Here is a 14,610-nt window from a genome sequence, read left to right on the forward strand (position 1 = left end):
ATTCCCCACCTATTCACGTATTCACCTCCTAACTTTCTCACTTTCTCACCTTTTAGCCTTCATATTTGCGATTTTATCACCATATTTAAGGTAATTTACCTTTTCTAATTATGCACCGGATACTCTTTCTTCTTCTTTGCAGCAATATGCTGTGCGCTCAGACAATCCCGCTATCCAGATCTGTGGATTGGAGTAATGCCCATCCAATCGTCAATTTGGACGAATACGATGAGATTATTATAGCTAAGAACATGATGCATGGAGATGGAATAACTCCAAATGATGAAATTCTGAAGCTTATATTGGACCAGGTGTTGCTTGGCCGTAAAACAAAAATCTTCCTGGAAGCAGGTATTTTTTTATTCAACAAGCAGATTGTCTTGCCATCAAATATTGTTCTTAAAGGAAAAGGGTCAGAATCTACTGTTTTGAAAATGGATCTGAAAGGTAACGGTGATGCAATTTTGATAAAGGGCACTTTGGTCTCCAAATTGGACACCATAAAGCTTGGCGCAACTATGGGAGATCAATTCCTCTTGGTGCAAAATGCTGATGAATGGAAGCAACATGATTGGGTCAGGATCTCACAGCAGGACACTGATCTGGTTACATCAGACTGGGCACATAATTCTGTGGGCCAAATTGTGGAAATTAACAAAATTAATAGTGATACATTATTCTTAAGAAGTAAACTACGTCTTGATCTTGATCTCGATAGAGTTCCAATAATTAGAGAAATAATTCCAATAGAAAATGTTGGTATCGAATGTCTTTCTATAAAAAGAATAGATGATACCGCACCTCAACAATCAAGTAATATTTTTCTTGAAAATGCAGTCAACTGTTGGGTCTCAGGAATTGAATCTACAAATTGTACTTTTGGACATATTACCATTGCTTCCAGTTCAAATATCCAGGTTAGGAGATCATATTTTCATGATGGTTTTGACTATGGAGGCAATGGCAGAGCTTATGGTATTGTTTTGCAGTTCACCTCCGGAGAATGCCTGATCGAGAATAATATATTCAATCATTTGAGACATTCTGTCTTGCTTCAAGCAGGCGCCAATGGTAATGTGATCACTTATAATTACTCAAGAGATCCATTTTGGACCAGCTTTCCATCTGATGCTTCCGGAGATATGGTACTTCATGGCAATTATGTTTTCGCTAATTTATTTGAACAGAATATCTGTCAAAATATCGTCATCGACAATTCACATGGACCTAATGGCCCTTACAATACTTTTTTTAGGAATAGGGCAGAGAAATATGGTATATATTTTAGTGCAGATAACTCCCACTTTCAAAATATTGTAGGAAACGAGATCACGAATTCTAACTTTCCATATAGCCTTGTTAATTACTCCATCCAGGGCAAAGATCAGTTTGAATTTAGTAATAATAACAAAGGTGTGATAGTACCAATGGGTGAAAGTGCCCTGCCTGAAACAAGTCTATTTTATAAAGAAAAACCATATTTTCTTCAGGAAAGTCAGTGGGGTGGAATAGGCTCACCTAATTTGCCTGAAAAAAATTTTATTCCGGCTTATGAAAGGTGGTTGAATAATAGTCCGATGGAAAATGGATGCACTGATAGTTTAGTATTGAATGAATATAAAATAACAGATGGATTAAATGTCATTTGTTTTCCGAATCCATTTGGTTCAGAGTTGAAAATACATGCTGAATTTCCAAATAGCAATTATATAATTTTTGACGCAATTGGTAGGGTAGTTTTCAAACAAAATAATTTAACTGATAAATTAATTATTAATACTTCCTCTTGGTCGGCAGGAGTTTATTATATTCAAATTAATTCAGGGAAGGATTTGATAAAAACTGTAAAAATTATTAAGAATTAAATTTGGGATTTTTCTCCCCTTGTCGATTATGAGCAAAATGAATTTTGCACGCACCAGAACGTAGGTTAACCTACGCTCAGCACTTCATGGCGAATGATGTACAAAAATTAGAGTTAAAGCTTAGATCGTGAGGCTCGGCGTAGGTTAACCTACGTCGTTGTGTCACCAGAGTTTACTTAGAAATTTACAAGAAAGATGTGTATAAACCTTAGCTGGCAGAGGGGTGGCGGCAGCCGGGGTGTCAATTGTTGCAATGGTGCTGTTGTTTTAAGAAACAATTAGAACTTAATCTAAAATAATTACCAACTAGTTGCATATTAAAGTTTTAGAGAAGTGAATGACCCTGAGGCTTAGGGGGAGTCTTTCCCTACAAAACCTTTCCCCTAATTCTCCGTTTAATCCGAGATGACAAAGCATAATATCCTATCTCACTATCGACTCATAGGCGACCACCCCGCCGACTTACTTATTCAGAGTTTAGTAGATGAAAATGGCATTGAATATATACGTTCCTTATTTCCTTTTTTTTCAAATTATAAAGATTTGAGCTTTGGGAATTTAGACCCTTTGATTCAGGATTTTCTCAAAGTAAATTCCAATTTACCGGCGAGCTTTGACAAAAAAAATATGATCCGGGCTACTGATTATTATAGAAATAATCAGGAAAATATTGGACTTGTACTTGGTCTGTATTCATTGCCTTATTGCTACCTTGGTGCTGATGGCGCAAGAGTCTTATCGTTCTCAGCCAGACTGAATAAAGATGCATTTAAAAGACTGGTCGAAACAGGTAATTTCCTAAAGGCAGTTTTGAATCATGACAATTGGTCTGAAGGAAAAATCTTTGCTATTTGCATTAAAGTACGACTATTGCATGCTTCCATCCGTTATTTTATTTTGAAAAGTGATCGATGGGATATGAAATGGGGTTACCCAATTAATCAAGAAGATCTGGTCGGGACTAATCTAGCTTTTTCGCTCATTGTTTTGAGAGGAATGGAGAAATTGGGTCTGCAAGCTGATGATTCTGTGAAAAAGGCATACATTAATCTTTGGAATGTAATAGGTAACTTATTGGGAGTTCAGGATGATATTCTTCCAGAGAATTATTTAGCTGCAATTAAGTTAGACAAGGAAATTTCAAAACATCAATTCAAAAATTCTCCTCATGGGTCTGAGCTAACTAACTCCTTAATGAATGCATTTCGAAGCATCGTCCCAAATGAATTCACCGCTGAACTTTTGCAAGAACAAAGCCGATTCTTACTTGGAGAAAATTATGCAAATATGTTGGAAATTAAAACAACAACTATACCTAAATCGGTGTTAAGTGTCTATAATAAAACGTCAGCATTGATGTCAAAAATATTTTAAAATGAACAAAGAAAAGATCCGTAAGGAATTCATCGATTATGTCCTTGAAAATGGAAGTCATCCTCAATCTGTTTACGCTTTTTGCAAAAAATTGAAAATTAAAGAAGGTGATTTTTATGAAGATTTTTCATCTTTTGCACAACTGGAAAGTGAAATTTGGAAAACAATGTTCCGCGAAGCACTGGCAGAAGCAGAGGCCGAAGATATTTATCCTACGTACTCTGCACGAGAGAAAATGCTCGCAGTTCTTTATACTTGGATTGAAGTTTTAAAGAAAAACAGAAGCTATATATTAAAAGGCTACGAGTCACTCGACAAACCTATCTATATGAAACGGAATGTGGAGTTGACCGATTTTAAATTTGCATTTTATGACTTTGCAAATGAAATTTTGCTTGAAGCACGAGAAAATCAAGAGCTTGAAAATCGTCCAATTCCTCAGTTAATGAAAAAATATCCGGACATCTTTTGGGCAAAAACGCTCTATATACTTGACTTTTGGGTCAATGACATCAGCAAGTCATTTGAAAAAACGGATACCATGATCGAAAAATCTGTTAATACGGTTTTTGACCTTTTAGCACGAAGTCCTATTGATTCTCTGCTCGATCTCGGTAAATTCATTTTCCAAAACAGAAAATGATCCGAATTTGGGACTTGTTGATTTCTAATTGCTTCTATATAACTAAAACTAATTTTTTCATGTCAGACTTTTAACATAAGTTGCCCTGATTTAATTTTTAGACTCCATTTGGGCATTAGCCCAAAAAGAATTATTATCAGCCACGACCGTGCAAGCAGCATCGAAGATAATTACACGAATTTACACGAATAAATTCGTGTTAGATGCGAAGCATCATTAGTGTAATTAGTGGCTAAAGAAAATAGAGTCTTAATCTTTCGTAATAATCAGCGTCATCTGAGTTAAATTTCATCATGTTATATTTTTGATTCTAATTTCTAATTTTCTAAATATGAAGTCTCAAGAAAGTATTCCTACATCAAAAGTGGCCAGAGCAACACAATTTGCAAAGGCCGGAGTAAAAGTTGGTGGTAATTATATCAAGCATTACAGCAAAAGGATCTTTGATTCTTCCCTCACAAAGGAAGATCTCCACAGGGAAAATGCGGAGGATGTATATGATACGTTAAGTAATCTCAAGGGAAGTGCTTTGAAAGTAGCTCAAATGATGAGCATGGACAAAAGTCTTTTACCTAGGGCCTATACGGACAAATTTGCTATGGCTCAATACTCCGCCCCGCCTCTGTCCGCTCCATTAGTGATCAAAACATTTAAAAAATATTTCGATAAATCGCCAACTGAAATATTCGATAAATTTGATCTGAAAGCAGAAAATGCCGCTTCTATAGGTCAGGTGCATAAGGCTGAAAAAGATGGGAAAAAATTAGCTGTAAAAATTCAATATCCTGGTATTGCTGAAAGTATTTCTTCAGACCTCAAGATGGCTAGGCCATTGGCTGTGACTTTGCTGAATCTGAATGATTCTGATATAGATCGCTATTTTGCAGAAGTAGAAGATAAGTTGCTGGAAGAATCAGATTACGAACTGGAATTGCAACGTTCTATTGAAATTTCAAATGCATGTAGCCACATTCCTAATTTATTTTTTCCCAGTTATTACAAAGAATATTCGTCGAATCGAATCCTGACAATGGATTGGATAGAAGGAATGCATTTAAAAGAATTCTTAGATACCAATCCTTCACAAGAGGTCCGAAATCAATTAGGTCAGGCGCTTTGGGAATTTTATGATTATCAGATGCACACCTTGAAGAAAGTCCATGCAGATCCACATCCAGGTAATTTTTTATTTACGCCTGACGGACGTTTGGGCATCATCGATTTTGGTTGTGTGAAAGTCATTCCGGAGGATTATTACAAACAATATTTTTCTTTAATGAACTCTGATACATTGAAGGATGAAGACGCTACGATGAAAATATTTTGGGATTTGGAATTTTTGTTGAAGGAAGATAGTCCCGAGTTGCAAGTATTTTTTGCAGAACTTTTCAAAAAGATGATCCGATTGCTTGGCAGACCATTTAATACGGATGTCTTTGATTTTGGGCAAGAAGGGTATGTGGAGGAGATCTATGAATTTATGGAATACGTTTCCAAATTACCCGAGTTGAGAAAGGCTAGCTCAGCACGTGGCTCGCAACATGGATTGTATGTCAATAGGACGTATTTTGGATTGTACACGATATTAAATGATCTGAAATCAGTCGTTAATATCTCAAAACCGGAGTGGTTGACGGCGGAGCATTTAAAATTAGAGATTAGAAATTAGAAGTCAGAATGATTGCGGTTAATTCATAATTTCGGATTACAAGATAGATTTAATGCGTTTTGATTTTAACTCATCAAGCGATCACACAATCACTCGATTGCACGATAACAATTTCCATCGTGTACTTTTTACACATTATAAAAGATATTTGTTAAGTTTGTACAGAATCTGCCTCATTTATTACACTTAATTGATATCTGTATGAATTTTTATACAAAAAGCTTCTTTATAATTGTTTTCTTTTTATCTGGATTTAAGCAACTTTATAGCCAGCAATTTATGATGCAAGGCTGGTATTGGGATTATCCAAAAACGGCTGAAGGAAAAAACTGGGCAGATTCACTCAATGATAAAGTGGAAGATTTAAAGGCCTCCGGATTTACCCATTTGTGGATACCACCTCACTCCACAGCTGCCTCCGGCCAATATAGCAATGGCTATGATCCTAAAGATCTTTATATTGGGAATACAACAACAGGTTTCGGTACGCGCCCTTCGCTTGATAATTTATTAATTCATATGACCTCTTTGGATCTTCATCCTGTGGCTGACATGGTCATGAATCACCGTGACGGCGGAGCACCAGAAAATAACCCTGCCGTAAAGGATTATATCAATAATTATAATGGCACTAAGGTAAATAATGGCGATCAACCGTTTCCCTCTGATAGATTCAGATGTACTTTACCATTGGGTGGAAGCAGTGGCAACGGTGCCGGAGATTATTATTTTAAGATCAGTTCTGCTTCTCAACATTCTAATTTCTGGAACAAGGAATATAAAGTTTACATGCAAACATCCGTTGTGGGATATCAAAATCTTCCTGTCATCACCGAAGCCGAGCCTAATGGTGGCGGAGATTGTGGACAGGCTAACAACGATCTTCCGCTTGGAGTAGATATGAAAGCATATGTGGATGCAAGTGGTTGCACCGTGGATGAATTTCATGTGTATATCGCTCCTGGACAGTACAATGTGGCAGGAGATCAAATCGAAATCTATCTCACGAATCCGGGTGGTAATTATTCAGACCACAGAATCTATGGTATTTGGAATGGAGCCATAGGCCAGAATGTAATAGGACAATTAAATTATCAGACTTATACTGATTTCTCAGGATTGCCAAGTGACTTGGGTGAAATGCACTGGGATTGCTTTAAACCTAATTATACCAATAGTACAGGCTTGAGTGGTGATCAAGATGGAATGCTCTTTTTCTATGACTATGATCAAAATACCGATTGTGCTCGAGATGCCTTATTCGCTTGGGCGCTATGGAATTGTCAGGCATTGGGCATCAAAGGATTCAGATTGGATGCGGTTAAGCATTTTCCGGCAAACTTTGTAGGTGACATGCTGGACTATTTATATGATAATGATGTAACGCTTGACCTTATCGTTGGAGAATGGTATGACACTAACGCTGGACCATTAGCGGGATGGGTTAATGATGTGCTTGCTTCTATGGATGCGGATACAAAGGCCGCTATGAGCCCTAAGATATTTGATTTTTCCTTGAGGGAATCATTGCGTCAATCCTGTGATCAGTTTGGGTATGATGCTCGAAATGTATTTACAAGCTCATTGAATTCAAATGGTTTATCCGGATATAATGTAGTCACTTTTGCCAACAATCATGACTTTAGAGATGCTTCCGGATTTGCATCACTTGTACAAAATGATGTCATATTGCCATATGCTTACATTCTGACTAATAATCAACTTGGTGTTCCTTGTGTATTTTATCCTGATTACTTTGGATATTATGGAAATGCCGGAGACAGAAGTAATCCGGTTCCACCCTTAAAAGGATACATAGATCAATTGATCAAAGTACATCAGGATTATATAATTGGAGCTACAAGCGTGGTTAATCTGACTGCCATTGGTTCTTCTTATAGCAGCACTTATACGACTGGATTTCCAACTACTTCATTGATATATCAGCTTAAAGGTCTTGCTTCAGGAAAGGATGTTGTGGTTGCAATTAATTTTGCCGGAGAGGCATTAGATGTCAATCAGAATATTGAAACTACAGGAATTCCGAACGGAACCATTTTTACTGATGTGACAGGATTAAGTACAGGCGCGGATCAGATCACTATTTCGGGATCTGTGCTCAATCTAAAGTTGGCTGCCAGATCTTATGCTGTTTGGGTTGAGGGTGATAACCCTATCATTCCTTTACCGTTGAATATCATAAGTTTTGATGCGCAGAAATCAGGAAAGAACGTTCAATTAAGTGGCTCAATGACTTCGCTTGATAATGTTAAAACTATTACAATTCAGAAAAGTGTTGACGAGCGAAATTATTCTGATTGGAAAAACCTTGAATTTGATTCAAAACAACCTCATGTTTTATTCCAGTTATTAGATGAAAAACCAGCCTTGAAAAATTATTACAGAATTAAATCAATTGAAAACGATGGTGCTATAAATTTAAGTCCGGTCAAAACTGTATTTTTCTCTGGCAGCGGCATTCGTTTGGTTAATAATTTAGTGGATAATGAATTGATATTTGAAGGAAATATTGAAAAGGAATTTAATTATTCAATTACTGATATAAATGGAAGAATAATTTCCACTCAAAAACTGCGTGGAAATACGCTTAATATTCAAAAATTAATTTCGGGGATTTATTTTATCCAGATAGATGGGCTGGAGGTTTTTCGATTTGTGAAGAAATAGATCAAACTTTTGAAAAGTGGATTTTATTAAGGAGCATAATGTCACCACCTTCGGGGTCTTGATGTACTAATTTTAGCATTTGTTATAATAATATCACCGCCTTCGGGGTTTTAATCTGTTGGTTTAGGCATTTGTTATAATAATGTCACCACCTTCGGGGTTTTGATGTACTAATTTTAGCATGTATTACAATAATGTCAACACCTTCGGGGTTCTTGTTTTTCAAAATATTTAAATGCTTTAACAATGCCAAATTTGCCTTTTTTAGTCTGGCAATCTTTAAGATATTTGAATTGAGAAACTTTTGCTTCGAGGCAGCGTTCATAATTTATCATTCATCATTTATAATTTCTTTTCCGGAACTTTCCTTCGCTTCAACAAGGTTCATTTCAAATGATGGCCTGAGGAATGGATCTGGCAAAACCGCTCGCTCTCATTTTAGCATTCACCATTCACCATTTATAATTAATCCTTACCTTTGCCCAGCTTTTCAGCATATAAAAATTAACTGAATGTATTTACAGAAAAGAAACAGGACACTGCGTCTAAATCCTTCGATCAGAAGTTTAGTGGCAGAAACTGTATTGACTCCAAATGATTTTATAGCGCCTCTATTTATAGATGAAGGAAGTGGCGTGAGTCATGAGATTCCTTCTATGTCGGGATATTACAGATATTCAATTGATAATACGATCAAAGAGGTAAAAGAACTTTGGTCATTGGGTATTAAATCTGTACTGATCTTTATTAAATGTCCGGATGAATTCAAGGACAATACAGGCAAAGAGGCATGGAATCCTGATGGACTCATGCAGCGAAGTATTAAAGCCATCAAAGATGCCTGCCCTGAAATGGTCGTCATGACGGATGTTGCCTTGGATCCTTATTCTGAATATGGTCACGATGGCATCGTCAAGGATGGATACATAATCAACGATGAAACAGTGGAAGCTTTAGTTAAAATGAGCGTCAGTCATGCAGCAGCCGGTGCTGATTTCGTAGCACCGAGTGACATGATGGATGGCAGAATAGGGGAGATCCGAACAGGCCTTGAAGAACATAATTTTACCAAAGTTGGCATCATGGCTTACAGCGCCAAATATGCTTCCTGTTTTTATGGTCCGTTCAGAGATGCATTAGACAGTGCTCCCGGATTTGGTGATAAAAAAACATACCAGATGGATTATTCCAATAGGTTGGAAGCCATCAGTGAAGTGTTTCAGGATATAGAGGAAGGTGCGGATATCGTCATGGTGAAACCTGCCATGGCTTATCTTGACATCATCCGTGAGATCAAAAATGCAGTCCATGTCCCGGTCAGCGCCTACCACGTCAGCGGAGAATATGCCATGATCAAAGCTGCTGCAAAAATGGGTTGGCTGGATGAAAATAAAGCAATTTTGGAATGTCTTACCAGCATCAAACGTGCCGGAGCGGACCTGATCGCAACGTACTTTGCTAAGGATGCTGCGAAGCTGCTGAATAAATGAGAATATGATGATGACTTTCCATTCTCAATGAGAATTGAAAGAGAGGTCAACACCCCGGCTATCGCCACCCCTCTGCCAGAGGGGAAGTGATAGGATATTTTTTCAAACAAGCTGATGTATCATGATATACGTTGACAACTAAAAGTGTGGAAAACTTTCTAAATTTAAAGTTATGACAAAAAAAGTTAGAAGGTTATTTTCAGAAAGTTTCAAAAAGGAAAAGGTAGAACAGATAGAATCTGGTCAGATTACCGTACATAAATTATCCAATATGCTGGAGTTGGGAGACACTGCTATTTACAGGTGGTTGAAGAAATATGGAACGAAAGATTATAAATCTCCGGTAATAGTAATTGAAACAGAATCGGATTATTTAAAGTGGAAAATTCTGAAGGGAAGATCCACCACATGGAGAATTTATTAGGAAAACAACTTATAAAGATTGAGTATTATGAGGAGCTATTGAAGGTTGCTGGCGAGCATTTTCAAGTGGATATTAAGGAGAAATTTTTAAAAAAGTCTTAGCCAACTTTCAGACAAGAACTAAATCATTTAGTATGGAACAGTTATATCGAGAAGTAGGCTACAGTCGTCAGGGATTAAGTCAACATCAGAAAAGTGAGGTTCAAATAGATAAGCTAAAATCTGATGTGCTTGAGTTAGCGAAAGTGTGGCGGGCCAACCATCCTGGATTTAGTGCGAGGACTTTGTTTTATAGTATATTAAATCAAGGAATATACCTGGGAGTTGGCATAAATAGATTCGAAAGATGGGTGGCTGAAGCAGGAATGAATGTCCGGAAAGTCGGCCACAAGTACCAAAACAAGTGATGGAAAAGGGAAGAAAACATATCCCAACCTGACAAATGGTTTAGTATTAAATGGAATAAACCAGTTGATAGTAGGGACATTACATACTATATGGTCGATGGAACATGGCATTTTATTTTTGCCTCAAAGATGTGTACTCTCAATTCATATTATGCTTACTTCCTTCCAAAAATATGAAAGCAGAGCAAGCTGTGGCTAGTTTAAAAAGATGCATTAGCATAAGAGGAGCTCAAAATCTAAAATTTGCCATTCATCATACAGACAACGGCTCACAATATGAGGCATTGATTTATTTAATGCTCCTAAATGAATTGGGTATGCAGATAAGCAGATCTAAAAAGTGTAAAGAAAACGGTAGTGCAGAACAACTAAACGATAATGTTAAAAACAGGTACTTGATACCATGGGGAGTCACGACTTATTCAGGACTCGTTAAAGCATGTAAAAAGATACAAAAGCTGAATAATGAACAAAGGGCAATTAAACAACTTGGAAATAGAAGCCCGGTACAATTTGAAGAATACATTGAATCATTACCATTGGAAATGAGGCCGACTAAAGTTATGTTCGATTTCAAAAACAATGAGCAATGAATGGGTTTATAAGGCATGATTCCCTAAACTGGAATAAATTAAAAAAGCAGAAGGTAAAAGCCTCCTGCTCGGAATTCATTCCATATATGAGTAATTACGCTATTCCTTCTGGAGTTGCTCCCCAGCAGAGCTCCAGTCCGCTTTACGCAACCGTCGAGTCAAAAATGAAAGATATTACTATATTTACAAAATCAAGTTTTCCACATCTTGTTGGGTTGTTGGGTAAAACCTGTCAATTGAAATCATGATCCATCAAGCGACAAACAACAAACAACAAACAACAAACCGAAGCAATGAACATCTCCACAAGTAAATCCCTCTTCGATCGCGCACAACAATCCATCCCGGGCGGTGTCAATTCTCCGGTTAGAGCATTCAAAGGAGTAGGCGGAACACCAATTTTTATGGATCATGCCAAAGGTGCCTACATGTACGATGTGGATGGGAACAAATACATCGACTACATCAATAGCTGGGGGCCGATGATACTCGGACATGCATATGCTCCGGTGGTGAAGGCAATTCAGGAGAAAGCAGTTTTTTCAACTTCATTTGGTGCACCGACACAATTGGAAATAGAAATAGCTGAACTCATCAAATCCATGGTCCCAAATGTGGACCTCATTCGAATGGTCAATAGTGGTACTGAAGCGTGCATGAGTGCCATCAGACTGGCAAGAGGATATACGGGCAGAAATAAATTTATCAAATTCGAAGGTTGTTACCATGGGCATGCCGATGCATTTTTGGTAAAAGCCGGAAGTGGTCTGGCGACCTTTGATATTCAGACTGTTCCCGGTGTGAGTGCTGCTGTAGCTCAGGATACGCTTACCTGCGCTTACAATGATCTGGATGCTGTGAAAGAACTTGTCGTAAATCATCCGAATGAAATCGCTGCCATCATTATCGAACCGGTCGCAGGCAATATGGGCTGCATCATTCCTAAGGAAGGTTTTTTGGAAGGCCTAAGAAAGGTTTGTGATGAAAATGGCATGTTATTGATCTTTGATGAAGTCATGACAGGGTTTAGACTGGCTCCGGGTGGCGCTCAGGAGAGATTAGGCGTGGATGCTGATCTCGTGACCTATGGCAAAGTCATCGGTGCAGGGATGCCTGTAGGTGCTTTTGGCGGTCGCAGAGAGATCATGGAACACATCGCTCCACTAGGCAAAGTATATCAGGCCGGAACATTGAGTGGCAATCCGTTGGCTATGATCGCAGGAATTACCTTATTAAAAGAGCTGAGTGAAAACCCACACTTTTACGCAAATATCGAAGTGAAGGCTGATCGCCTGCATGCGGGTCTTGACGAAGTGCTGAAAGCAAGTGGTATACCATATGTCATCAATCATATGGGAAGTATGATCAGTGTGCATTTCAGTGAAAAACCGGTGGAAAATTTTGATGATGCAGCTGCAGCAAACAATGCTTTATTTTCTAAATTCTTTCATGCCATGTTGGATAGAGGTGTTTATCTGCCGCCATCTGCATATGAAACATGGTTTATCAGTGATGCGTTGAGTGAATCAGATATAGAGTATACAGTAAATGCGGTGAAAGAGAGTTTGGAAAGTATTAGAGTACGATAGTATTAGAGTATGATAGTATGCGAATATGATAGAATATTTTTTTGGTAGAAGGGCAATGCATTGCCCTTGCTAGTTGACCAATGTAAAGGGCACCAATGTAAATTGCTCCATAAAAACTGTTGAAGATATCAGAATGATAAGATTAAAAATAAAATATGAACTGGAGGGATAGGTCGTGACCTGTCCTTATAGTTCATATTTTATTTTGAGGAAAATGAGTGATAATGAAATTCTTCAATTTTTTCAGAGAATTCCAAAAGTACCATTGAGTAGGTTAGCCATTTTTATTTTTTCGAACTATTTCCTTGATATAATTGAGAAATTAATTAATTTTTTATACTTTTAACAAATTGATGCTTCAATGCCCATATTTACACACATTTAAAATAAAATATCATGGGTAAATTTGTAGTTAGCACCAGAAAAAATGGTGAATTTCAATTCAATCTTAAGGCAGGAAATGGGCAAGGGATATTAGCAAGTGAAGGCTATTCCTCCAAGGCTAGTTGCTTGAACGGTATTGAGTCTGTTAAAAAGAACTCAGCTGACGAATCAAAATTTGACATAAAAACTTCCACTAATGGTAAGTTCTATTTTAATCTAAAATCTTCCAATGGTCAAATAATAGGTAGCAGTGAAATGTATGAAAGCGAAGCCGCCATGAAAAATGGTATTGCTTCTGTCATGAAAAATGCACCTGATGCGACTACTGAAGAAGATAATGGCTAGTCACATCCCGGAGAGTTTTATGGATTGATATCTCCTTCTAAATGACCTTCATAAATTAATAGACCGAAACTAAAAGACTGATTCGTACGTATATTTTGTAACAAAGTTTACTCTATGAAACTGTATGCCGTAATTTTGGTATTGGCTTTTTCTATTAAAGGTTTTTCACAGAATTTAAATATACAATCTCCTGTTAGAATGTTGGCCCTAGGAGACTCGTATACTATAGGCCAAAGTGTGGCTACAGGTATGCGTTGGCCAACTCAATTGGGTGATTCGCTGATCAAGAGAGGTTATCAGATCGATGAAATCCGTTATATAGCTACGACCGGATGGAGGACTGATGACCTTGTTCAGGCTATAAAAGGTCAAAATCTCCAAAGTCAAAATTACAATCTGGTATCCTTACTTATTGGAGTAAATAACCAATTCCAACATGCCCCATTTAGTAAATATGAGTCTGAATTTCCAGCACTTTTGGATTCTGCTATCCGATATGCGGGTGGTGATCCTTCACGGGTATTCGTCGTTTCTATTCCTGATTATGCATTTACTCCATACGGGCAGGGAAGTAGCAATCCAAATACCATTAGTATAGAACTCGATCAATATAACAATTATGCAAAATCGATAGCTGATGCTAAAGGAGTTGTATTTTTTAACATTACACCTATTTCCAGATTAGGTGTTCAAAAACCCGAATATGTCGCCAATGACAATTTACATCCGAGCGGAATTCAATACACAGAATGGGTGAAATTGATGTTGGAATTTATAGATAGTCAAACAGCTGCTAACTCGAGGAAGGAAATTGAAATCCTCGAATCTTATTTCCCAAATCCTGTAAATGACGTTTTGAATATTCGCTTAAGCGAAGGATTTCAGGACAAAAAAGTCAAAATTCAAATTATTAACATGGAGGGGAAAGTGCTAATGAAACAAACGATGAAAAACACTACAGACTCCATTAGAGTAAATGATCTTGATGTAGGGCTTTACTTTTTAAAGTTGAGTACCGGGAAAAGATCTCAGTTGATAAAAATTGCTTTGGTTAGATAGACACCTACTGACATCTTATAAAAAAAGGAGCAACATCCTAAAATGCTGCCCCCTTAAAATGATGTATCTAGATTTAAAGAA

12 protein-coding genes are annotated in these 14,610 nt (G+C 37.4%); all 12 read left to right on the top strand.

Annotation, left to right across the window (positions count from 1 at the left end; all coding sequences use genetic code 11):
* The first annotated feature begins 110 nt into the window (after positions 1–110).
* Entirely contained in the window at positions 111–1,865 is a 1,755-nt protein-coding gene (locus IPI15_RS15125; RefSeq protein ID WP_287421073.1) for a T9SS type A sorting domain-containing protein, read from the top strand.
* A 405-nt stretch (positions 1,866–2,270) separates the two neighbouring features.
* Positions 2,271–3,239: an oxygenase MpaB family protein gene (locus IPI15_RS15130; protein WP_287421074.1), complete on the top strand. Its 969-nt coding sequence runs from the start codon at positions 2,271–2,273 to the stop codon at positions 3,237–3,239.
* Between the two features lies 1 nt (position 3,240).
* Positions 3,241–3,882 (top strand): TetR family transcriptional regulator C-terminal domain-containing protein, encoded by a 642-nt coding sequence (locus IPI15_RS15135; protein ID WP_287405366.1) that lies wholly within the window; start codon positions 3,241–3,243, stop codon positions 3,880–3,882.
* 331 nt (positions 3,883–4,213) lie between these two features.
* Positions 4,214–5,551 (top strand): ABC1 kinase family protein, encoded by a 1,338-nt coding sequence (locus IPI15_RS15140; RefSeq protein ID WP_287405367.1) that lies wholly within the window; start codon positions 4,214–4,216, stop codon positions 5,549–5,551.
* 201 nt (positions 5,552–5,752) lie between these two features.
* Positions 5,753–8,239, top strand: coding sequence for a T9SS type A sorting domain-containing protein (locus tag IPI15_RS15145; protein WP_287421075.1), 2,487 nt, complete (start codon positions 5,753–5,755; stop codon positions 8,237–8,239).
* 512 nt (positions 8,240–8,751) lie between these two features.
* A complete protein-coding gene (gene hemB / locus IPI15_RS15150) occupies positions 8,752–9,729 on the top strand; it encodes a porphobilinogen synthase (RefSeq protein WP_287405369.1) in 978 nt (325 codons plus the stop codon).
* Between the two features lie 172 nt (positions 9,730–9,901).
* Positions 9,902–10,153: a transposase gene (locus tag IPI15_RS15155; RefSeq protein ID WP_287421076.1), complete on the top strand. Its 252-nt coding sequence runs from the start codon at positions 9,902–9,904 to the stop codon at positions 10,151–10,153.
* Between the two features lie 133 nt (positions 10,154–10,286).
* Positions 10,287–10,559, top strand: coding sequence for a hypothetical protein (locus IPI15_RS15160; protein ID WP_287421077.1), 273 nt, complete (start codon positions 10,287–10,289; stop codon positions 10,557–10,559).
* 104 nt (positions 10,560–10,663) lie between these two features.
* Positions 10,664–11,152, top strand: a complete 489-nt coding sequence (locus tag IPI15_RS15165) for a DDE-type integrase/transposase/recombinase (RefSeq protein WP_287400737.1) — start codon at positions 10,664–10,666, stop codon at positions 11,150–11,152.
* 293 nt (positions 11,153–11,445) lie between these two features.
* Entirely contained in the window at positions 11,446–12,741 is a 1,296-nt protein-coding gene (hemL, locus tag IPI15_RS15170) for a glutamate-1-semialdehyde 2,1-aminomutase (protein WP_287405371.1), read from the top strand.
* Between the two features lie 396 nt (positions 12,742–13,137).
* Entirely contained in the window at positions 13,138–13,470 is a 333-nt protein-coding gene (locus tag IPI15_RS15175; RefSeq protein WP_287405372.1) for a YegP family protein, read from the top strand.
* A gap of 114 nt (positions 13,471–13,584) precedes the next feature.
* Positions 13,585–14,529: a GDSL-type esterase/lipase family protein gene (locus IPI15_RS15180; RefSeq protein ID WP_287405373.1), complete on the top strand. Its 945-nt coding sequence runs from the start codon at positions 13,585–13,587 to the stop codon at positions 14,527–14,529.
* The last annotated feature ends 81 nt before the right edge of the window (positions 14,530–14,610 follow it).

This window comes from Candidatus Brachybacter algidus (assembly GCF_016707225.1).
Lineage (GTDB): Bacteria > Bacteroidota > Bacteroidia > Chitinophagales > Saprospiraceae > Parvibacillus > Parvibacillus algidus.

What these genes read in the sequence shown, in the direction of transcription:
- IPI15_RS15125 (WP_287421073.1), top strand. Translation starts at nt 111, where the DNA reads ATGCACCGGATACTCTTTCTTCTTCTTTGCAGCAATATGCTGTGCGCT.
- IPI15_RS15130 (WP_287421074.1), top strand. Translation starts at nt 2,271, where the DNA reads ATGACAAAGCATAATATCCTATCTCACTATCGACTCATAGGCGACCAC.
- IPI15_RS15135 (WP_287405366.1), top strand. Translation starts at nt 3,241, where the DNA reads ATGAACAAAGAAAAGATCCGTAAGGAATTCATCGATTATGTCCTTGAA.
- IPI15_RS15140 (WP_287405367.1), top strand. Translation starts at nt 4,214, where the DNA reads ATGAAGTCTCAAGAAAGTATTCCTACATCAAAAGTGGCCAGAGCAACA.
- IPI15_RS15145 (WP_287421075.1), top strand. Translation starts at nt 5,753, where the DNA reads ATGAATTTTTATACAAAAAGCTTCTTTATAATTGTTTTCTTTTTATCT.
- hemB (WP_287405369.1), top strand. Translation starts at nt 8,752, where the DNA reads ATGTATTTACAGAAAAGAAACAGGACACTGCGTCTAAATCCTTCGATC.
- IPI15_RS15155 (WP_287421076.1), top strand. Translation starts at nt 9,902, where the DNA reads ATGACAAAAAAAGTTAGAAGGTTATTTTCAGAAAGTTTCAAAAAGGAA.
- IPI15_RS15160 (WP_287421077.1), top strand. Translation starts at nt 10,287, where the DNA reads ATGGAACAGTTATATCGAGAAGTAGGCTACAGTCGTCAGGGATTAAGT.
- IPI15_RS15165 (WP_287400737.1), top strand. Translation starts at nt 10,664, where the DNA reads ATGGCATTTTATTTTTGCCTCAAAGATGTGTACTCTCAATTCATATTA.
- hemL (WP_287405371.1), top strand. Translation starts at nt 11,446, where the DNA reads ATGAACATCTCCACAAGTAAATCCCTCTTCGATCGCGCACAACAATCC.
- IPI15_RS15175 (WP_287405372.1), top strand. Translation starts at nt 13,138, where the DNA reads ATGGGTAAATTTGTAGTTAGCACCAGAAAAAATGGTGAATTTCAATTC.
- IPI15_RS15180 (WP_287405373.1), top strand. Translation starts at nt 13,585, where the DNA reads ATGAAACTGTATGCCGTAATTTTGGTATTGGCTTTTTCTATTAAAGGT.